Origin of the sequence: Polymorphospora sp. NPDC051019, from assembly GCF_040683055.1 — a bacterium.
GTDB classification, from domain to species: Bacteria; Actinomycetota; Actinomycetes; order Mycobacteriales; family Micromonosporaceae; genus Polymorphospora; species Polymorphospora lycopeni.
Genome location: NZ_JBFBCH010000011.1, coordinates 221,886 through 246,553 on the forward strand (window position 1 = coordinate 221,886; position 24,668 = coordinate 246,553).

Annotated in this window: 23 protein-coding genes, 1 tRNA gene and 1 other RNA gene; 18 read left to right on the forward strand and 7 right to left on the reverse strand. The window is 70.6% G+C overall.

Translation table 11 applies throughout. From position 1 onward, the window contains the following. Nucleotides 1-140 precede the first annotated feature (140 nt). From AB0M79_RS21045 to AB0M79_RS21080, 8 genes are all read left to right on the forward strand, one after another. Nucleotides 141-656, forward strand: a complete 516-nt coding sequence (locus AB0M79_RS21045; RefSeq protein WP_364216113.1) for a PadR family transcriptional regulator — start codon at nt 141-143, stop codon at nt 654-656. 66 nt (nt 657-722) lie between these two features. After that, on the forward strand, nt 723-1,844 hold the full coding sequence (gene prfB / locus AB0M79_RS21050; RefSeq protein ID WP_357533702.1) for a peptide chain release factor 2: 1,122 nt from the start codon (nt 723-725) through the stop codon (nt 1,842-1,844). Nucleotides 1,845-1,949: 105 nt separating this feature from the next. Further along, on the forward strand, nt 1,950-2,630 hold the full coding sequence (ftsE, locus tag AB0M79_RS21055; RefSeq protein ID WP_364216118.1) for a cell division ATP-binding protein FtsE: 681 nt from the start codon (nt 1,950-1,952) through the stop codon (nt 2,628-2,630). 74 nt (nt 2,631-2,704) lie between these two features. Further along, complete coding sequence (ftsX, locus tag AB0M79_RS21060; protein WP_357533698.1) at nt 2,705-3,580, forward strand: permease-like cell division protein FtsX; 876 nt, start codon at nt 2,705-2,707, stop codon at nt 3,578-3,580. Nucleotides 3,581-3,884: 304 nt separating this feature from the next. Further along, a complete protein-coding gene (locus AB0M79_RS21065) occupies nt 3,885-5,153 on the forward strand; it encodes a M23 family metallopeptidase (RefSeq protein ID WP_364216121.1) in 1,269 nt (422 codons plus the stop codon). Between the two features lie 166 nt (nt 5,154-5,319). Next, nucleotides 5,320-5,799, forward strand: coding sequence for an SsrA-binding protein SmpB (smpB, locus tag AB0M79_RS21070; protein WP_364216124.1), 480 nt, complete (start codon nt 5,320-5,322; stop codon nt 5,797-5,799). 130 nt (nt 5,800-5,929) lie between these two features. Next, nucleotides 5,930-6,302, forward strand: a transfer-messenger RNA (tmRNA) gene (gene ssrA, locus AB0M79_RS21075). 93 nt (nt 6,303-6,395) lie between these two features. Further along, on the forward strand, nt 6,396-7,331 hold the full coding sequence (locus AB0M79_RS21080) for a hypothetical protein (protein WP_364216127.1): 936 nt from the start codon (nt 6,396-6,398) through the stop codon (nt 7,329-7,331). 42 nt (nt 7,332-7,373) lie between these two features. Here AB0M79_RS21080 and AB0M79_RS21085 read toward each other — a convergent pair whose 3' ends face one another. Continuing rightward, nucleotides 7,374-8,177, reverse strand: coding sequence for an S-methyl-5'-thioadenosine phosphorylase (locus AB0M79_RS21085; RefSeq protein WP_364216130.1), 804 nt, complete (start codon nt 8,175-8,177; stop codon nt 7,374-7,376). A 173-nt stretch (nt 8,178-8,350) separates the two neighbouring features. Here AB0M79_RS21085 and AB0M79_RS21090 point away from each other — a divergent pair, with 173 nt between their 5' ends. From AB0M79_RS21090 to AB0M79_RS21105, 4 genes are all read left to right on the forward strand, one after another. After that, nucleotides 8,351-8,941: a YqgE/AlgH family protein gene (locus AB0M79_RS21090; RefSeq protein WP_364216133.1), complete on the forward strand. Its 591-nt coding sequence runs from the start codon at nt 8,351-8,353 to the stop codon at nt 8,939-8,941. Between the two features lie 210 nt (nt 8,942-9,151). After that, nucleotides 9,152-9,224: transfer RNA gene (locus AB0M79_RS21095), tRNA-Ala, on the forward strand. A gap of 244 nt (nt 9,225-9,468) precedes the next feature. Next, nucleotides 9,469-9,738: a hypothetical protein gene (locus AB0M79_RS21100; RefSeq protein WP_357533645.1), complete on the forward strand. Its 270-nt coding sequence runs from the start codon at nt 9,469-9,471 to the stop codon at nt 9,736-9,738. After that, nucleotides 9,735-9,965 carry a hypothetical protein gene (locus tag AB0M79_RS21105; RefSeq protein WP_364216137.1) on the forward strand — a complete coding sequence of 77 codons (231 nt, stop codon included), beginning with the start codon at nt 9,735-9,737 and terminating at the stop codon, nt 9,963-9,965. Before AB0M79_RS21100 ends, AB0M79_RS21105 begins: the two co-directional genes overlap by 4 nt. Nucleotides 9,966-10,067: 102 nt before the next feature. On the opposite strand, the gene AB0M79_RS21110 is transcribed toward AB0M79_RS21105, so the two are convergent. Genes AB0M79_RS21110 through AB0M79_RS21120 form a run of 3 tightly spaced genes read right to left on the reverse strand, consistent with a single transcriptional unit; the run spans nt 10,068 to nt 14,930 of the window. Beyond that, entirely contained in the window at nt 10,068-11,690 is a 1,623-nt protein-coding gene (locus AB0M79_RS21110; protein ID WP_364216140.1) for a LamG-like jellyroll fold domain-containing protein, read from the reverse strand. A gap of 4 nt (nt 11,691-11,694) precedes the next feature. Next, entirely contained in the window at nt 11,695-13,338 is a 1,644-nt protein-coding gene (locus AB0M79_RS21115; RefSeq protein ID WP_364216143.1) for a pectate lyase, read from the reverse strand. Beyond that, nucleotides 13,335-14,930, reverse strand: a complete 1,596-nt coding sequence (locus tag AB0M79_RS21120; RefSeq protein ID WP_364216146.1) for a family 16 glycoside hydrolase — start codon at nt 14,928-14,930, stop codon at nt 13,335-13,337. Before AB0M79_RS21120 ends, AB0M79_RS21115 begins: the two co-directional genes overlap by 4 nt. Nucleotides 14,931-15,256: 326 nt before the next feature. Here AB0M79_RS21120 and AB0M79_RS21125 point away from each other — a divergent pair, with 326 nt between their 5' ends. Beyond that, the gene (locus AB0M79_RS21125; RefSeq protein ID WP_364216149.1) at nt 15,257-16,201 is read left to right on the forward strand and encodes a Gfo/Idh/MocA family oxidoreductase; all 945 of its coding nucleotides are present in this window, start codon (nt 15,257-15,259) and stop codon (nt 16,199-16,201) included. On the opposite strand, the gene AB0M79_RS21130 is transcribed toward AB0M79_RS21125, so the two are convergent. Continuing rightward, nucleotides 16,164-17,147, reverse strand: coding sequence for an acetylxylan esterase (locus AB0M79_RS21130; RefSeq protein WP_364216152.1), 984 nt, complete (start codon nt 17,145-17,147; stop codon nt 16,164-16,166). The genes AB0M79_RS21125 and AB0M79_RS21130 overlap by 38 nt on opposite strands. Then, nucleotides 17,144-17,917: an NAD(P)-dependent oxidoreductase gene (locus AB0M79_RS21135; RefSeq protein WP_364216155.1), complete on the reverse strand. Its 774-nt coding sequence runs from the start codon at nt 17,915-17,917 to the stop codon at nt 17,144-17,146. Before AB0M79_RS21135 ends, AB0M79_RS21130 begins: the two co-directional genes overlap by 4 nt. A gap of 121 nt (nt 17,918-18,038) precedes the next feature. Here AB0M79_RS21135 and AB0M79_RS21140 point away from each other — a divergent pair, with 121 nt between their 5' ends. From AB0M79_RS21140 to AB0M79_RS21160, 5 genes are all read left to right on the forward strand, one after another. Beyond that, the gene (locus tag AB0M79_RS21140; protein ID WP_364216158.1) at nt 18,039-19,079 is read left to right on the forward strand and encodes an NAD-dependent epimerase/dehydratase family protein; all 1,041 of its coding nucleotides are present in this window, start codon (nt 18,039-18,041) and stop codon (nt 19,077-19,079) included. A 35-nt stretch (nt 19,080-19,114) separates the two neighbouring features. Then, the gene (locus tag AB0M79_RS21145) at nt 19,115-20,137 is read left to right on the forward strand and encodes a dihydrodipicolinate synthase family protein (protein WP_364216161.1); all 1,023 of its coding nucleotides are present in this window, start codon (nt 19,115-19,117) and stop codon (nt 20,135-20,137) included. 94 nt (nt 20,138-20,231) lie between these two features. Then, nucleotides 20,232-21,488: an extracellular solute-binding protein gene (locus AB0M79_RS21150; RefSeq protein WP_364216164.1), complete on the forward strand. Its 1,257-nt coding sequence runs from the start codon at nt 20,232-20,234 to the stop codon at nt 21,486-21,488. Nucleotides 21,489-21,559: 71 nt separating this feature from the next. Further along, nucleotides 21,560-22,483: a sugar ABC transporter permease gene (locus AB0M79_RS21155; protein ID WP_364216166.1), complete on the forward strand. Its 924-nt coding sequence runs from the start codon at nt 21,560-21,562 to the stop codon at nt 22,481-22,483. Then, the gene (locus tag AB0M79_RS21160; protein ID WP_364216168.1) at nt 22,480-23,367 is read left to right on the forward strand and encodes a carbohydrate ABC transporter permease; all 888 of its coding nucleotides are present in this window, start codon (nt 22,480-22,482) and stop codon (nt 23,365-23,367) included. Before AB0M79_RS21155 ends, AB0M79_RS21160 begins: the two co-directional genes overlap by 4 nt. Before the next feature lie 7 nt (nt 23,368-23,374). Here AB0M79_RS21160 and AB0M79_RS21165 read toward each other — a convergent pair whose 3' ends face one another. Continuing rightward, nucleotides 23,375-24,610: a hypothetical protein gene (locus AB0M79_RS21165; RefSeq protein ID WP_364216170.1), complete on the reverse strand. Its 1,236-nt coding sequence runs from the start codon at nt 24,608-24,610 to the stop codon at nt 23,375-23,377. Nucleotides 24,611-24,668 lie beyond the last annotated feature (58 nt).

Genomic DNA, 24,668 nt, shown 5'->3' on the forward strand with positions numbered 1-24,668 from the left:
CACCGCGCCCACAAGAATCGCCCACGCATCGATGGTCCTCACCAGACTGTCTGCCACCGACAGTGCACAGTGGAGCACTCGGCGTTTTGGATCATGCCAAATCCTGGACGTGGAGGCGACAAAGTGGCAGCGTAGAGGGTATGGCGGATTCTCAGATCAACCCCACGGCGGCCGCTCTGTTGGGCCTCCTCCACGAAGGACCGATGACCGGCGGTCAGCTCATGGCCGCGGCCGAGCGGCGGCTCGCGCCCTACTGGTCGATGACACGCAGCCAGGTCTACCGGGAACTACCGGCCCTGGCCGACCTGGGCTACGTCCGGCTCGGTAAGCCCGGCCCCCGGTCCAGCCAGCCCTACGCGATCACCGCGGCGGGCAAGCGGGCGTTCTCCCGCTGGCTGACCGAGGCTCCCGGTCGCGACGCCGTGCGCAACCCGATCGCGCTTCGGGTGGCGTTCGGCGAGCAGCACTCCGGCAACCAGTTGACCAACCTCTACTCCGGTGCGAGCGACTACCACTCCGAGGCCCTCAGCCATGCCCGTGAGCAGGTCAAAGAGGCCAAGAAGGCGGGTGACGGCTACGGCGCCGCGGCGCTGGAGTTCGCGGTCGCCTACCACAAGGCGGCCCTCAACTGGCTCAAGGCGGTGCCGGCCGGCTGAGCCGCGGCGGGCGTGGTGGGACGGGAGCCGCGCCCGGCTCGCCGGGGCGGCGTACTCTTGGATGTCGTGACCGCTGCCGATTACGCCGACCAGCTCAAGACACTCGACGCCACACTCCGGAACATCGAGGCCGTGCTCGATGTCGACCGGCTCCGCCGGGAGAAGGTGGAGTTGGAGGAGACGGCCTCCGCCCCTGACCTGTGGGACGACCAGGCCCGTGCCCAGCAGGTGACCTCGAAGCTGTCGTACGTCAACGGCGAGATCACCAAGCTGGAGCGCCTCCGTGGTCGGCTCGACGACGCCCACGTGCTCCTCGAACTGGCCGAGGCCGAGGACGATCCCGGGTCGCTCGAGGAGGTCGGCACCGAGATCCAGGGGCTCGGCAAGGCGATCGACGAGCTCGAGGTCCGCACCCTGCTCAGTGGCGAATACGACTCCCGTGAGGCGCTCGTCGCCATCCGCGCCGGGGCGGGTGGCGTCGACGCCGCCGACTTCGCCGAGATGCTGCTGCGGATGTACCTGCGGTGGGCGGAGCGGCACGGCTACCCCACCGAGGTCTACGAGACGTCGTACGCCGAGGAGGCCGGCCTCAAGTCGGCCACCTTCGCCGTCAAGGCCCCGTACGCGTACGGGACGCTGAGCGTCGAGTCGGGCACGCACCGGCTGGTGCGGATCAGTCCGTTCGACAACCAGGGGCGCCGGCAGACGAGCTTCGCGGGCGTAGAGGTGTTGCCGGTCACCGAACAGACCGACCACATCGACATTCCGGAAAACGAGATGCGGGTCGACGTCTACCGTTCGTCGGGTCCTGGTGGACAGAGCGTTAACACCACCGACTCGGCGGTGCGGATCACCCACATCCCGACCGGCATCGTCGTCACGTGTCAGAACGAGAAGTCCCAGTTGCAGAACAAGGCGTCCGCGCTGCGGGTGCTCCAGGCCCGGCTGCTGGAGCGCAAGCGGCAGGAGGAACAGGCAAAACTCGAAGGGCTGAAGACCGACGCCGCCGGCTCGTGGGGCGACCAGATGCGCTCGTACGTCCTGCACCCGTATCAGATGGTGAAGGATCTCCGAACGGAGCAGGAGACGGGCAATCCGTCCTCCGTTTTCGACGGTGACCTCGACGGATTCATCGAGGCGGGTATCAGGTGGCGTAAGCAGCGGCAGCTCGCGGGCGAGGCGGCCTAGGCCGGCCGGGGGCTCCGGGGGATCGCTGGCACTTTTCGGACAATACGGGTGCGGTCGGTCGATGGCGACTTGGCGATTTCGTTACACGGCGTAGACTCACCACCCGTGATTCTGCTCGAGCAAGTGACGAAGACGTACCCGAAGGCGTCCCGGCCGTCGCTGGACGACGTATCGGTCTCGATCGAGAAGGGCGAGTTCGTCTTCTTCATCGGTCCCTCCGGCTCCGGTAAGTCCACGATCATCAAGTTGCTGCTGCACGAGGTGCAGCCCAGCAAGGGCAAGGTCATCGTGAACAGCCGCGACGTCACGTCGATGCGCTCCTGGAAGATCCCTCACTTCCGGCGCTCGATCGGCTGTGTCTTCCAGGACTTCCGCCTGTTGCCCAACCGCACCGCGTACGAGAACGTGGCGTTCGCCCTCGAGGTGATCGGCAAGACCAAGGCGGTCGCCCGCCGGGTCGTCCCCGAGGTGCTCGAACTGGTCGGCCTCGGTGGCAAGGAGCACCGCTACCCGCACGAGCTGTCCGGTGGTGAGCAGCAGCGGGTCGCGGTCGCCCGGGCGTTCGTCAACCGCCCGCTCATCCTGCTGGCCGACGAGCCGACCGGTAACCTCGACCCGGACACCTCGATCGAGATCATGCGCCTGCTGGACCGGATCAACCGCACCGGCACGACCGTCGTGATGGTCACCCACGACTCAAACATCGTCAATCAGATGCGCCGCCGCGTCATCGAGATCGAAAGCGGCCGGATCGTCCGCGACCAGGCCCGCGGCGTCTACGGCTAGGTTCCGCGCCCCCGTACGGCTCCACGACCTGAGCGACACCCTCTCTGCGGAAGACCCCCGGAAGGAAACACCCGATGCGCGCGAAATACGTCCTGTCCGAAGTAATGGTCGGGCTGTGGCGCAACGTGACCATGACCATCGCCATGATCATTACCATGGCCGTGTCATTGACCATGCTGGGTGCCAGCGGCCTGATGTACATGCAGGTCAACTCGATGAAGGACTTCTACTACGACCAGATCGAGGTCTCGATCTTCCTCAAGGGCGACGTCACCGAGGAGCAGCGCTCCACGCTGGACGCCGCGCTGAAGGCCGACCCGCTCGTCGCCGAGGTCATCTACGAGTCCAAGGAAGCGGCGTACGAGAAGTTCAAGGCGATGTACCAGGACGCCCCGGACTTCGTCAACGCGGTCAAGCCCGACACGCTGCCCGAGTCGTTCCGGGTCCGGCTCAACGACCCCGAGCAATACCGGCAGATCGTCGACAAGTACCAGGCGAACGAGGGGATCGACGAGATCGTCGACCAGCGCCGGCTGCTCGACAAGATCTTCGGCATTCTCAACTCGGTGCAGAACATGGCGTTGATCGCCGCTTCGATCATGGCCATCGCGGCCCTGCTGCTCGTCGGTAACACGATCCAGGTGGCCGCCTACAGCAAGCGTCGCGAAGTCGCGGTCATGAAGCTCGTCGGCGCGTCCAACTGGTTCATCCAGGCGCCGTTCGTGCTCGAGGCCGTCGTCGCGGGTCTGATCGGCTCGATCATCGGCTTCGGTGGCCTGGTCCTGGCCAAGCTCTTCCTGCTCGACGGCTCGCTGCGCGAACTCACCGACCTGCTCACCCCGATCGAGTGGAACAGCGTGCTGCTGATGTTCCCGCTCATGGCCGGCGTCGGCGGCCTGGTCAGCGCCGCCACCGCCTGGGTCACGCTCCGCTTCTACCTGCGGGTCTAGCCGGCTCTGCCGGCCTACCTGCGGGTCTGGCCGGCTCTGCCGGCCTACTTGCGGGGCTGGCCGGCTCTGCCGGCCTACTTGCGGGTCGAGTCGGCTCTGCCGACGAGGCTGCGGGTCTAGGGCGGGCTGTGCCAGCGCATGTCTTGGTCGGCCGGCGCGCATCCGGCTGACACCTACGATCGCCGCCACCCGGGATGTCCGGGTTGGTGGCGATCGTTCTTTTCGGGGAAAGTGGTGGCTATTTTGCTGATGTGTCGCATGTGACCAAGTACGGTGACCTTCACGTACGAGTGGAGGGTGTGCCGTGGACTCGTATCGGATGTTCCGTCATGTCGCCCTGGTCGCGACCGTGTTCGCGGTCATGCTCGCCTCGGCCTGCCCGGTCAACGCCAACCCTCGCGACGACCAGAAACGCATCGAGGCGGAGATGGCCCGGGCCGGTTCGATCCTTGAAGGAGCCACCGAGCGGGCGCAGCAGGCGGCGAAGCTCCTCGCCGCCGCCAACGGCGCCATGCCCGCCGCACAGAACCTCGTCGCGCAGCGCCGGGGTGAGGTCGCCGCCGCCGAGACGGCGGCCAGCACCGCGCGGCGCAAGGCCGACGAGGCGCAGGGTGCGCTGAAGGCCGCCACCGCCCGGTACGCCGAATCCGAACGCCAGGTCGAAGCCGCCCGGGCACGGGCCGCCGGCTTCGTCGTCGCCAACTACAAGGGCAGCGACCTGGCGACCGTCAACATGCTCCTCGCCGCCCGTGGCCTGCTCGACGCCGCCGACCGGTACGGCTACTTCGAGCGGATCATGAGCACCGAGAAGGCGGCCATCGACGCGCTGACCGACGCCCGGCTCGACGCCAAGCAGAGTCAGAACGAGGCCACCCTTGCCCGCCAGGCCGCCGAGACCGCCCGGATCGAGGCCGACCGGGCCCTCGCCGACGCCCGGGCCGCCCAGGCGCAGGCCGAGGCCGCCGCCGCCCAGGTCGTCGCGCTGACCACCCAGCGCACCGAAGCGCTCGCCATCGCCGAACAGGAGCGTGGTGCCAGCCTCGCCAAATACGAGGAGGCGAAGCGGGAAGCCGCCCGGATCGAGGCGGAACTCGCCGCCTGGGAGGCCCGGCAGGCGGGGAACCGGCCGGGCGGCAACGCCGCACCGCCGCCGTCCAAACCCGGGGCCAGGTTCCTGATGCCGGTACGCGGCTGGAAGTCCAGCGACTACGGCATGCGCTTCGACCCGTACTACCGGGTCTGGCAGCTGCACGCCGGGGTCGACATCGCGGCCGGCGGCGGGCAGCCCATCCACGCCGCCGCCGACGGCACCGTGATCCGCGCCGGCTGGAACGGCGGCTACGGCAACTACACCTGCCTCAGCCACGGCAGGTCCGGCGGCAAGGGACTGAGCACCTGCTACGCCCACCAGTCCAGTATCGGCGTACGGGCCGGCCAGTACGTGCGCCGGGGCCAGGTCATCGGCCGGGTCGGCACCACCGGTGCCTCGACCGGCAACCACCTGCACTTCGAGGTGCGCCTCAACGGTTCCCCCACCAACCCGCTGAGCTGGCTCCCCGGCTGCCTCTGCTGACCCTCGCCCGCGCCTCCCGCCCCGCGATCTTGCAGTTATCTCCCCCTTAAGTCCGGTTTGTCGGGCGACAAGTGCAAGATCGACGGGAAAGGGCGGGGCGGGTCGTGCGTTGATCCGGGTAGCATGGCTCGGCTTGACGCCGGGGAGAACAGAAGGAGGTGTGCCGATGCCGCGGGAAAAGGGGCGCAAGGTCGTCGCCTCCAACAAGAAGGCGCGACACGACTACGCGATCCTCGACACGTACGAGGCGGGCATGTCGTTGACCGGCACCGAGGTCAAATCCCTCCGGGCCGGGCGGGCGTCGCTCGTCGACGCGTTCGCGCAGGAACGGGACGGAGAGATCTTCCTGTACGGGATGCACATCCCGGAATACGCGATGGGCACGTGGACCAACCACGAGCCGCGCCGCACCCGCAAGTTGCTGCTCAAGCGGCTCGAGATCAGCCGCATGATCGGCAAGCTGCGGGAGAGCGGGCTGACCCTGGTGCCGCTGTCGGTCTACTTCTCCGACGGCTGGGCCAAGGTCGAGATCGGCCTGGCCAAGGGCAAGAAGACGTACGACAAGCGGCAGGACCTCGCCAAGCGCGACGCCGACCGCGAGATCCAGCGCGCCGCCGGCCGGCGGGGCAAGGGCATGTACGACTGAACCACCGGCCGCCGCCACCCCGGACCGATGGTCGTGGGCGGCGGCGCCGGACCGGTCCGGCGGTATCCGGAATGAAGTCCGTGGCGCGAGACGTTACGCTTACGTGGCTGCAACCGGTGCGGCACATCCAGGGGGTGACTGGTTTCGACTTCGTACGTTGCGGCAGGGGAAGCGAGCCGAGGAAGCCGACGTCGTCTCGAGAATCGTTCGTCGGAAACCAATAAGCGCCAAGCAAAATCGCGCTGACTTCGCTCTCGCCGCCTGAGGCGAGTAGCAAGTCTGTCGGTCTGAGCACGCCTTCGGCCCAGTAACCGGCATCAGCTAGAAGGCTGGCCAACCGGACCTCGTCGCGGGGTCCGTGCGGTGAGACTAATCGCGACTGAGCCCGTCACACCGACTCGCTCGCGTGATCGGTGGGGCCGAGAAAGGCACAGCGAGCTGCGCTCGGAGAAGCCCTGTCAAGGCGCCGAAGGACCCGGGTTCGATTCCCGGCACCTCCACCAGGCAGCGCCCCCGACCCGAACCGGGTCGGGGGCGCTTTGCTGTCCGGGCCGCTCCGGGTGGAACCTGTGGCCGCCGCCCGGCGTCCGACTGGTATGCGCCGTCTCGCCAGTGTCCTCGCCGTCGCCCTGTGCGTCACGCTGACCGCCTGCGGGCAGAACCCGGGTGGCCCGGGCGACCCCGCCCCGGACCCGGACGGGTTCGCCGAGCGGGCCACCGCCGTCGCCGAGAACTGGCGGGCCCGGCCCGCCGACGCATGGCACACCGGCTACCTGCCGCTGCAGAACGCCACCGTGCTGGCCGGCAACCCGAAGCTCACCGCCGACGCCGAGATGGCGTTCAACGCCGGCTGGTACACCCTCAAGACGACGCTGCCGGCCGACCCGCCGCCCGGGGGAGTCGTCCGGTTCGCCGACGGGGAGCTGCCGACCGCACTGGTCGGCGCCGCCGAGGCGTACCGGGAACTGGACCAGGGCGACCCGGCACCGTGCCCGCAGCAGCCGGGCGGCGCGCAACCGACGCCGACCGGCGGCCCGGACGAGTCCGTCAGCTCCGCCGCGCCGTGCGGCGTGCTCACCGTCACCGGGGTCGAACTCGGCGAGGTGGCCGTGCTCACCAGTCGCGGCGAGGCGCGGGTCCCGGCCTGGCTGTTCCAGGTCGCGGAACTCCCCGTTCCGGTCGCGCGGGTCGCGGTCGCGCCGGCCGACACCGCCGCGCTGCCGCAGGTGGCCGAGCCGACCGGGGCGCCGCCGGCCGGACTGGTCACCGTCCAGGACCTGTCGGACGTCGACGGCAGCCAGATCACCTTCCGGCTCGGCATCGGGGCCTGCGACACCGACCCGAAGCCGTTCGTCGAGGAGTTCGACGACGCGGTCGTGGTCAGCGGCACGGTGACCAGGCCGACCGCCGGCGCGTGCACCGACCAGCTTCTGTTCGAGCCGGTCACCGTGACGCTGGCCGCGCCGCTCGGTGACCGGCCCGTCCTCGACGCCGTCACCGGCCAGCCGATGCGGCTGCCGATGTTCCGCTGATCCCGTGTGGAGGAAGGGGATCCGGATGTGGACGGTGCCCGATCAGGGCAGGTCGAACGGGAGCTTGATGCCGTCGAGCGCGTTCGGACACGGGCACGAGCGCTCGGCCGGTAGCGCGGCGACCGCGTCGAGCAGGACCTCACGCAGCCGGGCGGTGTTCTCCGCGAACACCCGGAAGACCTCCTCCTGCGTGACGCCGTGGCCACCCTCCACCCCGGCGTCGAGGTCGGTGACCAGGGCCACCGAGGTGTAGCAGAGCGCCAGTTCCCGGGCCAGGACCGCCTCCGGGTGGCCGGTCATGTTGACCACGGCCCCGCCGATGCTGGTGTACCAGCGCGACTCGGCCCGGGTCGAGAACCGCGGACCCTCCACGACGACCATCGTGCCGCCGTCGGTCGCCGCGACGTCGTGACCGCGGGCCGCGTCGAGGACCACCGTACGGCCGACGGGGCAGTACGGGTCGGCGAACGAGACGTGCACCGCACCCCGGTCGTAGTAGGTCTGCACCCGACCGGTGGTGCGGTCGATCAACTGGTCCGGCACGACGAACGTGCCCGGCCCCAGCTCCGGCCGCAGCCCGCCGACCGCGCACGGCGCCAGGACCTGCCGTACGCCGATCGACCGCAACGCCCACAGGTTGGCCCGGTAGGGGATCAGGTGCGGCGGGTGGCGATGGTCCCGCCCGTGCCTGGGCAGGAAGGCGACCGGCCGCCCGCCCACCTCGGCGATCGTGATCGGATCGGACGGTGCGCCGTACGGCGTCCCGACGATGTGCTCGGTGGCGCCGTCGAGGAGCACGTAGAGGCCGGATCCGCCGATGACGGCGATTTGCGCATGAGGGCTCACCCGGCTTAGCTTTCCCGCCCCGCCAGAAGCCCGCAAGCTCCCGCGAGACAGGTCCCCGTGGCCCTTATCGGGGGCCAGTTCAGCAGGCTATGGTGCGAGGCATGGCGTTGAGGTGGCAGCGGTCCGAGGTCGGTAACTCCCGTGTCCATGGCGCCGAGTAGCGGGTCACGGCCGTGCACGGAGAGGGGCAGGCGATCGGCGGACGGTCGATGGAGTCGCTGACCGGGCAACTGCTCGTCGCGGCACCCGCGCTGAAGGATCCGAACTTCGACCGTACCGTGGTCCTGCTCGTCGCCCACGAACCCGGCGGTGCGCTCGGCGTGGTGCTCAACCGCGCGACCGAGGTGCCGGTCGCCGACGTCCTGGCGTCGTGGGGCGCGCTCGCCGGCGAACCGGCGGTGCTCTTCGAGGGCGGTCCGGTGCAGCCCGAGTCGGCGATCTGCCTGGCCCGGATGCGCACCCCCACCCGCCGGCTGAAGGGCTTCCACCAGGTGTCCGGCGCGGTCGGCACCGTCGACCTGTCCGCCGACCCGGAACGGCTGCGGGAGAGCATCACCGGCATCCGGGTCTTCGCCGGCTACTCGGGCTGGTCACCCGGACAACTGGAGGACGAGATCGCGGGTGGCTCGTGGTTCCTGCTCGACGGGCTGCCCGGCGACGCCTTCGTGAACCGCCCCGACGACCTGTGGTCGATGGTCCTGCGCCGCCAGGGCGGCATGATGGCCGCGATGGCCCACTTCCCCTCGGACGTGGCCGTCAACTGACCCGTCGCGCTCCCCGTTGATCAAGGGCTTGTTGCGGGAAGAGGCGGACGAAACGCCCACGGTTTCTCCTCGATCAGCCCGGCAGTGCGGGTCGATCAGCGTGACGGCGCGGGTCGGTCGGCATGGCAGCACGCGGGGGACCCTCGGATGTGACCGGGCGGGCCGGGGTGTGTACTATTCCGTCAGTGCCCGAGAGATCGGGGACAACCGGGGGCCGTGGCGCAGCTGGTAGCGCACCACACTGGCAGTGTGGGGGTCAGGGGTTCGAGTCCCCTCGGCTCCACCCGTAAGTATCGAAGGCGTTCGTCAGGCATGACGGACGCCTTCGGTCTTTCCCAGGTCCGGTGGTCGTCGGCGACTCGATCCGTCGGCGGCATTCACCTTCAGCGCGTTCGCCATCGGCCGGATGATGCCCGGAAAGCGCCGTGGTGATCGACCCGAACTCCCGTACGGCCGCATTGCTCGCCTGGTGCGGAAACTCATTGATATCGGCCGTGGGCACCTGTGGGTCGGAGGACACTGACGCCATGGCTACGGTTACGTTGATTCGGGCGAACCCCGTGTTTCAGGCGTACGGCGAAGCGGCTTGGAACGTGGTCGCGGGTGACCGTGACAACTATTTCGGGTGGTCGGTCCGCCCGTTCCAGGCGAGAGACTCGGCGCTCCTGACCGGGGTCGCCGCCCACTCCGACAACAATCTCAACCAGAGCACCGACCTGATCGTGCGGCTCTCGCCCAATCAGGGGCCGGTCGGGTCCGGCGGACTGATCCGCATCACCGGGGTGATGGTCAGATGAGACTTCGGGTCGTCTACGACGAGGGCGGGCGCATCGTCGCCGCGGCCGCCGTACCGGAACGGGGCGACGACAGCGTCGTGGTGACGCCGCTGGCCGGACCTCGCCAGGTCGCGGCCGAGGTCGACGTGCCCGACGAGATGGCCGGCGAAGGGCTCGACGTGATCTGTACCCGGATGCGGGTCGACCCGACGAACGGACGACTCACCCCCGACGAGACCGGCCGGTGAGTCGACCCACCCGGGGCACAGCCCGGGTGGCGGGTCCTGGTGGCCACCGGCCGCGACGGCGGCCGTGGTCGGATCGCGTCGACCACGGCCGCCGTACGCCGGTCAGCCCAGCTTGCCGGCGCCGGCTCCGGCGCGTACGAGGGACGGCACGCTGGACGCCGGGTCGAGCCGGTAGCCGTAGTACGTACCCGGTTCGATGACCGAGCCGGCCGTTTCCGGTACGCCCGAGTTGACGAAGATGTTGTCGCGCTGCACCGCCCGGCCCGGCCCGCTGTCGGCGTAGCCGCTGGCGGAGAAGATCGGGTACGGCACGTTCTCGAAGTAGTTGCCCTCGACCACCACGCCCGCGTTCTCGGTCGACGCGACCGCGTACAGGTCGTTGTTCAGGAAGTAGTTGTTGTAGACGTGGACGGGTTCGGCGAACCGGATCCGCGGGTGGCGCTGCCGGCTGTTGTCGAAGAAGTTGTGGTGGATGCTGACCTTCAGCTTGCCGATGTCGGTCGAACCGGCGCCGTCGGAGTGGCTGATCAGCATGCTCTTGTCGGCGTGGTCGAAGTGGTTCCAGGAGATGGTGACGTAGTCGGCGCCGCGGACCACGTCGATGGAGCCGTCGACCGCGCCGGTGAAGGTGTTGTGGTCGATCCAGATGTGGTGCGACTCCTGGCCGACGTTGATCGCGTCGTCGTCGGCGTCGGTGAACCGGATGTTGCGGACGATCACGTTGTACGACCGGTAGAAGTCCAGCCCGCCACCGGTGATCTCGGCGGTGGAGCCGATGCCGATGATGGTCTTGTTGGGCCGTACGCCCTTCTTGCTGCTGATCCGGATCACGCCCTGGACCTGGATGACCAGCGGGCCGATGGTGTCGATGTACTCGAGGAAGTCGGTGGCGTTGGTGGCGGTGACCACCGGGCCGCCGGCCCCGCCGGTGGTGCCGTTCTGCCCGAGGGCGTTCAGGCTCGCGAAGCCGCCCGGCCGGTCACCCGCGACCGGTGGTGGCGTGGTGGGTGGTGGCGTGGTGGGTGGGGGCGTGGTCGGCGGCGGGGTGGTCGGGGGCGGAGTGGTCGGCCCCACCGTCGGTGTCACGGTCGGCGTCGGACCCGGCGTGACCGTGGAGACGGTCACGTCGTCGAAGTTGGCGCTGGCGTTGAAGGTGGCCAGGCCGACGCCCCCCGAGGCATACCGGGTGTCGGTGGCGACCAGCGGCGTGCCGCCGTCGACCTGGCCGGTCAGGGTGGTGCCGGACACCCGCAGGCTCAGGGCGTACCAGGTGCCGGCGGATACCGGCACCGAGGCGCTGGCCAGCGTCGTGCTCGACCCGCCGGCCAGCCGCTTCAGCTCGACGGTGTTGTTGCCGCGCAGCGCCAGGTAGTAGTAGCTGGTGGTGGAGGTGACCCGGGCCAGTACGGCGGCGAACCGGTCGCTGCCGCCCAACGCCGTGGGCTTCACCCGGGCGGTGACCGTGTAGTCGGTCCAGTTCGCGGCGCCGGCCCGCGCCCTGGCGTTGGAGCTGGTGCCGGCCTGGCGCAGCACCGGCCCGCCGTCGGCGGCCACCGACCAGGTGCCGCCGGAGGTCGTCCAGCCGGTGTGGTTGCCGTCGTTGAAGTCGTCGGTGAACAGCGTCGCCGCCTGGGCGTTGCCGGCGACCGTGAGCATGGCGGTGGTGAGCAGTGCCGCGAGTCCGGCGGCCAGCGCGGCGCGGCGCCGTACGGAGGTTCGTCTCATCGGGTCAGCCCAGCTTTCCCACCCCGGCACCGGCCGGGACGATCGTCGGGATGTCGGCCGCCGGGTCCAGGCGGTAGGCGTAGAACCCGCTCGGTTCGGGCACCGTGCCCCGGGTCTCGATCGGGTGGTTGCAGTCGACGAGGATGTTGCCGCGCTCGACGATGCGGCCCTGGTCGCCGCTGAAGACCACCCGGCCGGGGTTGTTGACGCTGTAGAAGTAGTTGTTCTCCATCAGCACGGCGGCGTCGTACGTCGACGCGACGCCGTAGCTGTTGTCGAAGTAGTAGTTGTTGTAGACGTGCGCCGACGCGGAGAACCGGACCCGCGGGTTGCGCTGGTCGGAGCGGTCGAAGAAGTTGTGGTGGTAGGTGACCCGCAGCCGGCCGGTGTCCTGTGCCCCGGCGTCCTCGTCGTGCCCGAGCAGCAGCGTCTTGTTGTGGTCGAAGAAGTGGTTCCAGGAGACCGTGACATGGTCCGACCCGCGCTTGATGTCGACCGCGCCGTCGTCGCCGTTGGAGAACGAGTTGTGGTCGATCCAGATGTGGTGCGAGAACATCTGCACGTTGATCAGATCGTCGGTGGCGCCGGTGAGGTGCAGGTTCCGGATGATGATGTTGTGTACGGCGTTCGCCGGCGGCGCGGTCACGTTGTCGTCGACCGGCAGGCCGATGTTGAGCCCGCCGCCGCTGAGCGTGGCGTTGCCGCCGAGGCCGACGATCGTCTTGTCCGAGGTCACGTCGTACATGCCGTCGCTTGCGCCGGTCGGCAGGTTGATGGTGCCGGCGACCTGGATGACGTACGGGCCGGGGCGGGCGATGTAGTCGAGGAAGCCGGCGGTGTCCCGTACGGTGACGACCGGTCCGCCGGCTCCGCCGGTGGTGCCGTTCTGCCCGAGTCCGGCCACGCTGGCCCACCCGTCGGGCTGCCCGGCGGGCGGCGGCGTGGGGTCGGGACCCGGCGTGGTCGGCGAGGGCGTGGGGCTGGTCGTCGGGCTCACGGTGGGGGTCGGGCTGACCGTCGGTTGTGGACCCGGGGGAGCGGTTTCGATCGTCACGTCGTCGAAGCCCGCGGCGGCGTACCGGGCCACCAGTCCTGCCTGACCGGTCAGGTAGGTGGCGTCGGAGGCGGTGAGCGTCGGCCCGCCGGTGACCCGGCCGGTGAGGCTGGTGCCGGAGACCTGCAGGCTCAGCGTGTACGCCGTACCGGTGGTGACGCCGAGCGCGGCGGTGGCCAGCGGGGTCAGCGTGCCGCCGGTCCGCTTGCCGAGCACGAGACCGCCGGCGGTGACGCCGAGGTAGTAGTAGTTGCCGCTGCCCTGGACCCGGGCGGCGACCCCGGCACCCGCGTCGGCGCCGCCCCACGTGGTGGGACGTACCTCTGCGGTGACCGTGTAGTCGGACCAGCCGACCTGGCCGGTGCGGACCCGGGCGTCGGCGCTGGTGCCGCGCTGCACGAGCGCCGGGTCGCCGGCGACCGGCTCGACCCGCCAGGAGCCGCCGGACGAGCTCCAGTCGTTGTGGTTGCCGTCGCCGAAGTCGTCGGCGAACAGGGTGGCGGCCTGGGCCGGGGGCATGACGGCCAGTGCCAGGGCGGTCAGTGCTCCGGCCAGCCCGGCGGCGGCCGGTACGCGCCAGCGTCGGATGTTCACGGGTTGATCCTTCCCACGCCGGCGCCGGCCGCGACGAGCTGCGGGACCTGGGCCGCGTTGTCCAATGTGTACGAGTAGTGGGCGCCCGGTTCGCCGACCGAGCCGTTGACCTCGCAGGTGCCGGAGCGGAGGAAGACGTTGCCGCGCTGGACCAGCCGGCCGGGGCCGGAGTCGGCGTACCCGCTGGCCGAGTGGCAGGGGAAGGCGACGTCCTCGAAGTAGTTGCCCTCGACGAGGACACCGGCGTTCTCGACCGAGACGACGCCGTAGAGCCCGACGCCCTTGTAGTAGTTGTTGTAGACGTGCACCGGGTCGCCGAACCGCACGCGCGGGTGGCGCTGGTTGGAGCCGTCGAAGTAGTTGTGGTGGTAGCTGACCTTCAGGTATCCGATGTCCTGGGTGTAGGAGTCGGAGTGGCCGAGCAGCATGCTCTTGTCGGTCTGGTGGAACCTGTTCCAGGAGACGGTCACGTAGCTGGACCGGTGCTTGACGTCGACCGAGCCGTCGAAGCCCGGGTGGAACTCGTTGTGGTCGATCCACACGTGGTGCGAGCCGTTGTGGACGCTGATCGAGTCGTCGGAGGCGTTCCGGAACGTGATGTTGCGGATGATCACGTTGTTGCCGGGCCGGGTGGTGGTGCCCATCTGGAGGCCGCCACCGGTGATCTCGGCGGTGCCGCCCAGACCGAGGATGGTCTTGTTGGCGACCACGGTCACCATGCCGGAGACCTGGATCCGGCCGGAGACCAGGATGACGTACGGGGTGTTCGCCCCCGCGTAGGTGGCGAGGTCGGCGGCGGTGGTGACGGTGACGGTCGGGCCGCCCGCGCCGCCGGTGGTGCCGTCGAGCCCGAGCGCGGGCACGCTCGCGTAGCCGTCCGGCTGTCCGGCCGGCGGCTGCGGGGGCGGGGTGCCGGTCGGTGTCGGGGACGGGGTGGGGGTGCCGGTCGGCGAGGTGGTCGGCGTCGGCCCGGCGGTGTCGGTCACCCGTACGTCGTCGAAGGAGGCGCTGGCGTAGTAGGTGGCCAGCCCGATGCGGCCGGAGCCGATCGTGCCGTCGGTGGCGCTGACGACGGGGCGGCCGTCGACGAAGCCGCGCAGGCTGGTGCCGAACGCCTCCAGGCGCAGCGTGTACCACGTGCCGGTGGTGACGGTCGCGGGGGCGGCGGCGAGCGTGGTGTGCCCGCTCGATCCGCGCCGGCCGAGCAGCACCTGCCCGTCGCCGCCGAGCGCCAGGTAGTAGTAGGTGGTCGTGCTCTGCGCCCGGGCGAGCACGCCGGCGAAGCGGCCCGCGCCGTTGAACGCGGTCGGCTTCACCCGGGCCTCGACGGTCTGGTCGGTCCAGGTGTCACCGGCCCGGGCCTTGGCGTCCGAACCGGTGCCCGACTGCCGGTAGACGGTCGACCCGTCGGTGTCGATCGACCAACTGCCGCCCGACCTGCTCCAGGCGCCGGCGTTGCCGTTTTCGAAGCTGTCGGTGAAGAGGGTCGCGGCGTGTGCGGAGGTGACGCCGGCGGCGGCCAGGGCCACGGTGACCGCGCCGGCCACCGCCACGGCCAGACCGGCCTGCCGGATAGAAGATGAAAAGATCATATAAATCCCCCTCTCTAGCCGCGAGCGGATGCGCGCGGGCGAACGGTGATTCCGGAAAGGGTGGGACGGGCTGGTGTTAACACGGCCGTAACCAGCACTTCCAAACGTAAGGAAAGGGCTTTCCTTGAGTCAAGGGCATAGACGTGCAAGAATGTTGCACCGCGTCGAGGCGGGGCGATGGGTGCTGTCGCCAAGGTCGGAGAGCCCGCCCGGTTTGTAGACTCTCAACCCTTTCGCAGTCATCCCGGTTTGCAGTCCGGTTGCCGTGCCGGCCCGCCGGGGATCTCCGTGCGGCCAGGTCGCAGCGCTGTGGGAGGCTTTGGTCCATGGCGCACCCAGCGGGCGAACGGCAGCCGAGGATCGCGATCGCCGGTCTCGCGACCAGCCATCCCTTCTCCGACGCGGCCACCATCGGGCGGCTGCGTCCCGGCGCCGCCTTCGACGTGTGGGACGCCGACGCGGACCGGGTCGCCGAGTTCGAGCGGCGCAACCCCGGCCACCACGCCCACGACCGGCTCACCGACCTGGTCGACCGCAAGCCGGACGGGATCATCCTGACCCTACGGCCGGATCAGGTCGCGGCGGCGCTCGACGTCCTGCTCCCGCTCGGCATACCGGTGTTCGTCAACAAGCCGGCGGCCGCGACACGGTCGCAGTTGCGGGACCTGACCGCGCGGTGCGAGCCGGTCGCGCACCGCGTCCTGACCTCGTCGGTCCTGCGTTTCGCGGCGCCGGTGGCCCACCTCGCGGGGCGGCTCGACCGCGACCGGGTGCTGTCGGCGCGGGCGGTGGTCCGCCACGACGTCGGCCGCTGGGCGCAGGGGTCGACGCCCTGGCAGGACGATCCGTCGGTCGGTGGCGGTGCGATCGTCACCATGGGCCTGCACGGGGTGGAACTGCTCGTCGCGCTGCTCGGCCGGCAGGCGCGGACCGTCGCGGCGACCAGTGCCCGCCGCATCTATCCCACGCTGCGCAGCGCGGACTCCGCCACCCTGCTCCTGAACTGGGCCGACGGCGTGCAGGGCACGGTCGACGTGGTCGGTGCCGCAGAGGCCGAGAGCTACGGCGTCAGCGTCGAGACGGCCGACGGCCCGATCGGGTTCGACCTGCCCGACGGGTCCGCCGACCCCTTCGGATACGCGCGTACGGTCGAGGAGTTCCTGGCGATGGTCGAGGTCGGCGCCCCCTCGCCGGTCGCCTGGCCGGAGACCGTCGCGATCCTCGACCTGCTGATCAGCGCGGTGGAGCTGGAGTCTCGCTCCAGTCGATGAGTTCCTGGAGCCGTTGCCGCGTCGCCGTGCTCCCGCCACCCTCGTGCCCGTTGTACGGCCACACCGTGATCCGCTTCTCGCCCGCGTAGTGGTTGTAGGCGGCGAAGACCGTCGACGGTGGACAGACCCGGTCCATCAGGGCGACGGAGAAGTGCGCCGGCGTGGTGGCCCGCGCGGCGAAGTTCACCGTGTCGAAGTAGGACAGTGTGCGGAACACCTGCTCGACGGCATCGTGCCGGGCGCCCAGGTAACGGGCGATCTCGGCCCGCGAGCCGGCCGCCCCGATCTCGATCGCCCGCCGGAACCCGGCGAACGCGGGCACGTCGAGCAACGCGACGCCGAGGTCGGCGCGTAGCCCGGCCAGCGCGATCCCGACCCCGGCGCCCTGGCTGCCGGCCACGATCGCCGTACGGGTGACGTGCGGGGCGGCGACGGTCAGCGCGTCGACCGCCCGGTACGCGTCGACGTAGAGCCGGCGCAGGTAGGACGTCTCCGGCGCCGCGATCCCGCGGGTGAGGAAGCCCGGCACCTCGCTCCCGGTGGCCTCGCCGGGGTCCGGTGTGCTGCCCGGGTGGTCGGACTCGGCGCCCTGGCCGCGTACGTCCATGACGAGGACGGTGAACCCGGCGGCGGCGAACGGCAGCCACTGGTGTGGCCAGCCACGGCCACGGCCGTACCCGGGCAGGTGCAGCACCCCGACGTCGCGGCGCGGGCCGGCGGTCGGGGTGAGCAGCCAGCCCCGGACGCGCTGCCCGCCGAATCCGGCGTAGTCGACGTCGTCGACCGCGATGCCGGGAAAGAGGGCCGGCTCGGGGTGCAGCCGTACGTCGGGGGTGCCGGCGTGCTCGTCGAGGGTGCGCCGCCAGAACCCGTCGAAGTCGGCGGGCTCCTCGCGCTCGGGCCGGTGTTCGCGCAGCACGTCGAGCGGCAGGTCGAACCAGCTCATGACCGGTCGGCTCCTTCCTGGTCGCGGGGGAGCGGCCGCCAGTCCAGCAGCGACCGCGCCGAGTCGTCGTCGATGGTGGTGCCACCGGCGTTGCCGGTGACCGCGATGGCGGCGTACGGCGGTCCGCCCCGGTGCAGCGTGCGTTCGGTCGCCTCGGCCAGGTCGTCGGGGTGCAGGGCGGCGAAGGCCGGGCCGCCGTCGAGGGCGAGCCGGACGGCGGGGTCGGTCGGTGCGGCGGCCGGCGATTTCCAGAGTGGCCAGAGGCCGGTGGTGGTCGGGTGGCCGAGCCGGAGCGAGGTGACGGTGAGCCGTTCGTCGGCGACGGCCGCGCAGGCGGTCTCCGCCAGGCGCTTGCCGAGGCCGTACGGCTCGGTCGAGTCGGGCCGGTCGTCGCGGGTGATGCGGCGCCGGCCGTAGTCGCGGAACACCGACAGCGAGCTGACGTGGACGAACCGTGGCACCCCGGCGGCGTGGGCGGCGTACAGGGACTGGACGACACTGCCGACGTTGACCCGCAGGGCGAGGTCGACGACGCGGGGGTCGGTGGCCGCCGCGCCGCGCGGGACGACGGCGGCGAGGTGCACGACGGCGTCGTGCCCGGGTACGGCGGCGCGCAGCGCCTCGGCGTCGGTGGCGTCGAGGGTGACCGTCCGGATGCCGGTGGTCCGGGGCGGGCGCAGGTCGGCGACGGAGAGCTCGTGCCGGTCCCGCCAGGCCGCGGTCAGCGCGGTGCCGACCGCGCCGGCGCCGCCGATCAGCAGGATTCGCATCGTCGGGTTCCTTCCGGTGGTCAGGGGCCGAAGGCTATCTTGACATTAACGGTCCGGGCCGTAAATATGAGGTGACCCGACGTCGCTCGGACGTCGCTGCCTTTCGAGGAGAAGACCCACGATGACCGGGGACCATGGGGCACCGGCCGACGAGCGGGCACTTGAGCACCGATTGTCGGGCCCGGGTGCCGACCTCATCGACGACCTGAGCAAGCTCGACGGCGACCTGGTCGTGCTCGGCGCCGGCGGCAAGATGGGCCCGACGCTGTGCCTGATGGCCCGCCGGGCGCTCGACGAGGCCGGCCGCGCCGACGTCGCCGTACACGCCGTGTCGCGCTGGAGCGACGGCGCCGTACGGGGCCGGCTCGACACCGGCGGGGTCGCCACGGTCGTCGCCGACCTCGCCGACCCGGCCGCCGCCGGAAAGCTGCCGGACGCGGGCAACGTCGTCTTCATGGTCGGGGCCAAGTTCGGGGTGACCGGCCAGGAATACCGGGCCTGGCTGACCAACGCGGCCCTGCCGCACACGGTCGCCCAGCGCTATCCCGACGCCCGGATCGCCGCCCTCTCCACCGGCAACGTGTATCCCCTCACCGACGTCCGCACGCCGTCGCCGACCGAGCAGTCGCCGACCGGCCCGGTGGGCGAGTACGCGATGAGCTGCCTCGGCCGGGAGCGGATCTTCGAGGCCGCCGCCGCGACGCGGGGCACCCGGGTCTCGCTCGTCCGGCTCAACTACGCGGTCGAGCCGCGCTACGGCGTGCTGGCCGACCTGGCCCGCACCATCGTCGCGGGCGAACCCGTCGACCTGACCACCGGCTTCGTCAACATCGTCTGGCAGCGCTACGCCAACGAGGTCGTCCTGCGCTCGCTCGGGCGCGCCGGCCGCGAGCCGTTCACGATCAACCTCACCGGGCCCGAGACGCTCGCCGTACGGACCACCGCCGAGCAACTCGCCGCGCTGCTCGGTCGCGACGTGCGCTTCTCCGGTCAGGAGTCGGACCGCGCGCTGCTCTCCGACGCGCGCCGCTGCCACGAACTCTTCGGCTATCCCGACGTCGCGGCCGGCACGCTGATCCGCTGGCAGGCCGAGTGGATCGCCGCCGGCGGGACCCTGTGGGACAAGCCGACCAAGTTCCAGCGCCGCGACGGCCGGTTTTGAGCGCCGCCCCGCGCGACCGCATCGCGCCCTCCCGGATGCTCGCGACCCTGCGGGCGGGGCTCGTCGTACCGGCCATGCCACTGGCCCTCGACGACGACCGGCGGTTCGACGAGCACTACCAGGCGGCCCTGGCCAACTACTACGCGGCGGCGGGTGCCGGCGGCATCGCGGTCGCCGTGCACACCACCCAGTTCGAGATCCGCGATCCGGCCACCCGCCTGCTCGAACCGGTGCTGGAGGTGGTGGCCGACACCCTCGCCCGCACCGGCGGCGACCTGATCCGGATCGCCGGTGTCGCCGGCCCGACCGGCCAGGCGGTCGCCGAGGCCCGGCTCGCCGAACACCTCGGGTACGACGCGGTCCTGCTCTGCCCCCCGATGGGCGGCGCGATGGACGAGCCGGGGATGCTCGACCGGGCCCGCGCCGTCGCCGAGGTGCTGCCGGTGATCGGCTTCTACCTCCAGGAAGCCGTCGGTGGCCGGCGGCTCTCGGCCGAGTTCTGGCGCGGGTTCGCCGAGATCGAGGGGGTCGTCGCGATCAAGATCGCGCCGTTCGACCGTTACCGCACCCTCGACGTCGTGTCCGCCGTACTGGAGTCCGGCCGGGCCGACCGGATCGCCCTCTACACCGGCAACGACGACAACATCGTCCACGACCTGACCACCCCGTTCGAGACCCCGGACGGGGACCGCTGGATCGACGGCGGGCTGCTCGGGCAGTGGGCGGTCGGCACCAACGCCGCCGTACGACTGATGGAACTGGTCCGGGCCGTACGGGCCGGTGACGCCGCGAAGGCCGACCTGCTGAGCCGGCGGGCGCCACAGCTCACGGTCGCCAACGCCGCCGTCTTCGACGCCGCGAACGCCTTCCGGGGCTGCATCGCCGGCGTCAACTACGTGCTCTGGCGCCAGGGCCTGCTGCCGAGCATCCGCTGCCTGAGCGATCGCGAGGTGCTCTCCCCAGGGCAGGCCGAGGCGATCGACGACGCGTTCCGGCGCTACCCGTGGCTGTCGGACGACGACTTCGTCAACGAGCACCGTCACGGGTGGTTCGCGTGACGCCGACGGGGCACCGCGCGCGGTCGCCCCGTACCGCACCACCGGCACGCAGTGGCTGCGAGTACGCACCACGCCATTGCACGAGGAGGACCAAGTGAGATCCCGTTTCCTGACGGCCGTGGCGCTCGCCGCCACCGCCGCGCTCGCCCTTACCGGCTGCGGTTCCGGAGGATCCGGCGACGGCGGATCGGAAGTGACCCTGTGGATGTACCCGGTCATCCCCGACCAGGACGCCAGCCAGAAGTTCTGGGCCGACTTCGAGGCCGACTTCGAGGCCGAGAACCCGGACACCAAACTGACCATCGAACTGCTCCCGTGGGACAACCGCGAGGAGAAGATCGGTACGGCGATCGCCGCCGGCAAGGGCCCCGACCTCGTCCTGCTGACCCCCGACCTGACGGCGAACTTCCACTCGACCCGCGGCCTCAAGCCGATCGGTGCCGCCGTCGACGACAAGTCGAAATACTTCGAGGGCGCGCTCGCCGGCGGCACCATCGACGGCGAGATCTACGGCCTGCCGATCTACCAGACGTCGACGACCACGGTCTACAACAAGGCCGCCTTCGCCGAGGCCGGGATCACCGACCTGCCGAAGACCTGGGACGACGTCCTCGCCGCCGCCCCCGCGCTGGCCGCCAAGGGCATCGCGGTCATGGACTACTCCGGATCGCCCGAGGTGACCCTGAACCAGAGCTTCTACCCGCTGCTGTGGCAGGCCGGCGGCACCGTCTTCACCCCCGACGGCAAGGACGTCGCCTTCGACGGTCCGGCCGGGGTCGCCGCCCTGCAGTTCCTGCTCGACCTGCAGGCCGTCAGCGGCCTGCCCGCCGATGCCGCCACCAAGCCCAACAAGGTCGAGGGCGGTCCGCTCGGGCTCGGCAAGGTGGCCATGGGCTACGCGGTCTCCAAGCCCGAGGCCCAGCAGATGCAGGCCGGCGTCGGCGCGGCCGAGGTCGTGGTCGGCCAGCCGCTGACCGGCGCCCAGCAGCGCTCGTTCGGCACGCCCGGCCTGATCACGCTGACGACCATCAACTCCGACGACAACGAGGAGGCCGCGCTCGCCGTCGCCCGCCGGCTCGCCTCGCCCGAGGTCCAGCACGAACTCAACGTGGCCTCCGGCACGTACCCGTCGCGGACCGACGTGCAGGCGCCGGGCACCGATGAGATCACCACCGCCTACCTGGAGGCGCTGAAGTTCGCGAACCCCGGCGAGGCCCACCCCGGCGCCCGCCAGGTGATGGCCGCCCTCGCCCCGCACCTGCAGGGGGCACTGCAGGGCAAGCGCACGGCCGCGGAGGCGCTCGGCGACGCGGCCACCGAGGCCCGCGGCATCCTCTCCCGACTGCGCTGAGTGGCGCCGTGCCGTGGAGGGCCGACCGGGTCGGCCCTCCACGGCGGCACCACCGGACCGAAAGCAGAGCCATGACCTCTACCCCCGCGGCGAAACGCCCGCCGGCGTCCCGCCCACGAACCCGCCGGCCGGCGAACACGACCGGCGTGTGGGCCGGGATCCTGTTCGTGCTGCCGATGCTCGTACTCTTCGTCGTCTTCCGCTTCGTGCCCAGCTTCGGCGCGATCGGCATGAGTTTCACCGACTACCGGCTCAACGGGGACTTCGAGGTCATCGGCTTCGAGAACTACAGCCGGCTGGTGTCCGACCCGATCTTCCGCAACGCCCTGGTGACGACCCTGATCTACGCCGCGTTCTACGTGCCGCTGATCGTGGTCGTCTCGATGTTCACCGCGGTGGTGCTCGACAAGCTCGTCTGGGGCGTCGGCTTCTTCCGCGGCGCGCTGTTCCTGCCGTACGTCACCTCGTTCGTCCTGGCCGGTGTGATCTGGTACTGGATCTACTCGGCCGACGGTCTGGTCAACGGGCTCCTGCAACGGTGGGAGATCGACGCCGTCCCGTTCCTGTCCGGCAACCAGTGGCAGGTGCTGGGGTCGCTGTCGGTGGTCTCGGTGTGGCGGGGGTTCGGCTATTCGATGCTGATCCTGCTCGCCGGCCTGAAGACCATTCCGACCGAACTCACCGAGGCGGCGAAGCTCGACGGGGCGAACGCCGTACAACGCTTCTTCCGGGTGACCCTGCCGCTGCTGCGGCCGGTCGTCTTCTTCGTGGTGGTCATCGAGACGATCGCCGCGTTCCAGGTCTTCGACACCGTCTACGTCATGACCGGCGGCGGCCCGGCCCGTGCCTCGTACTCGCTGGTCTACGCGCTGTACGACGAGGGCTTCAAGTTCTTCGACTTCGGCTACGCGGCCACCATCGGCGTCGCCATCTTCGCGCTGGTGTTCGTCATCTCCGTCATCCAGCGCCGCTTCCTCGATCGGGACGAAACATGAGCATCGCCGTCCGCGACCGCACCGCACACCAGTCCGGGCGCGGCCAGCAGCAGTCCGGCGGCCGCCCGCGACGGCCGCGCCGTACGGCGCGGATCTGGCTCGTCGTGCTCGCGAGCCTGCTGGCCCTCGGTACGGCCATCCCGTTCCTCGCCGTCTTCGTCCTCGCGTTGAGTCCCGAGGGCGCGCGGACGATCCCGTACCAGTTCCCGGACAGGTGGACGTTCGACAACATCGTGTCGGTGCTGTCGGCGCAGAGCTTCCTGCGCTGGACCTTCAACTCGCTGGTCTACTCGCTCGTCTCCGTCGTGCTCGTGCTGATCACGGCGGCGATGGCCGGCTACGCGTTCGCGAAGAAGCGGTTCCCCGGCCGGGACGCGCTGTTCTGGTCGTTCCTCGCCACGCTGATGGTTCCCGCGCAGGCGACGCTGATCCCGATGTTCGTGCTGGTGTCCAACCTGGACGGCATCGACACCTTCTGGGGGCTCATCGTGCCGACGCTGGCGAACTCGCAGTCGGTGTTCCTGATGCGGCAGTTCATCCGTGGCCTGCCGGACGAGCTTTTCGAGGCGGCGAAGGTCGACGGCGCGGGCGAGGCCCGGATCTTCTGGCAGATCGTGCTGCCGCTGACCAAGCCGATCCTGGCGACGCTCGGCATATTCGTGTTCCTGTGGCACTGGAACGACTTCCTGTGGCCGCTGATCATCGCGCAGACCGACGAGATGCGTACGCTCACCGTCGGCCTCGCCTCGCTCAACTCGGAGTCGGTCTCCGACGCACGGCTGATGGCGGCCGCCGCCGTCACCGTCATCCCGTGTCTGGTGATCTTCGCGGTGTTGCAGCGTTACATCGTCAGCAGTGTCGCGTCGAGCGGGATCAAGGGGTGAGTGCGGCTCACAACCGCAGGAGGTATTGCGTGCGGGGACGGCCGGTGCTGCCGGTCGTCTCGATCCCGGCCCGCTCGGCGTAACCGGCGTACTCCAGCCGTTGCAGCATCCGCCGCGCGGTGCGCAGTTGCACGCCCAGCTCGGCGGCGACGACCCGGGACGTGATCGGGGCGCCGGTGCCGCCCTCCCAGAGCTGCTGGAGCCGGCCCAGCGTGGCGGCGGACAGGCCGACCCGGGCGGCGATGACGCCGATGGCGGGCGGGCCGGTCTCGTCGCCGCCGGGCTGCCGGCCACCGGAGGCGAGCAGCAGGTCGATGTCGTTGCGGAAGGCGGCGACGGCGGCCGGCCCCTTGTGCGCGTGCGCGCGGTTGAGCGCCCGGCGGGCCAGCCGCTCGGCTTCGGCGGCGGTGCGGCCGAGCCCGAACCCGACGTACGCGTCGATCGACGCCTCCTCGAAGCGGCGCAGGAACGGCGCGTCGGTGAAGTCGTTGGTGGCGCCCGCGAGCGCGCCGCGTGTCGTGACGAGCAGGTAGGTGCCGTCACCGGTCCGCGAGAGCGTGCCGGCGAGCGCGGAGACCTCGGCCGCCAGCCGTTCGGTGACGGCGCTGTCGGCGGCCCCGGCCGCGTCGACCAGGCCGAGGACGACCTGGGCGTCCTCGTGGATCTGGTTGGTGGTCGCGAGCAGGAGTTGGTGCAGGGCGGTGCGGACCGCGTGCGGCGACGGTGCCAGCCGGATGATGGTCATCTCGTCGCGCAGGGCCTCGTGGACGCTCGACACGCAGGTGATGGCCGACCAGGTCGGGTCGGGGTTGGCCCGGTGGAAGGCGATGAGCTGGGCCGAGTCGATGTCGGGCCGGTAGGCGACGGACCGGATCGCCGCCGGGTCGATCCCGACGGCGGTCGACAGGTCGCGGATCTCGGTGGTGCGGACCGTGTCGATCGACGTACGGGCGATGTCGCGGCCGGCGCTGGCCAGCCGGACCCAGGCTTCGAGCACCGTCTCCCGGGTGTAGTCGACGAAGGCGGACGGTCGCGGTGAGGCGTTGCCGGCCAGCGTGTAGGGCACGATGCCGGTGAAGAGCCACGCGTCGACCTGTGCGGAGTGGTCGCGTACGAGGGCGGGGGCGTCGGTCTCGTGGGCGTACGGGCAGCGGACGACGCTGACGCCGGGGGACTGCTCGCAGAGTGCGGCGACGCTGTCGACGAGGTCGACCGGGCCGACGATGCCAACGATGGTGGACAATCCGCTCCCTTCCGCCGGGGGATTCATCGTCGCACACGATTGCGCCTGTTCCCCGGTC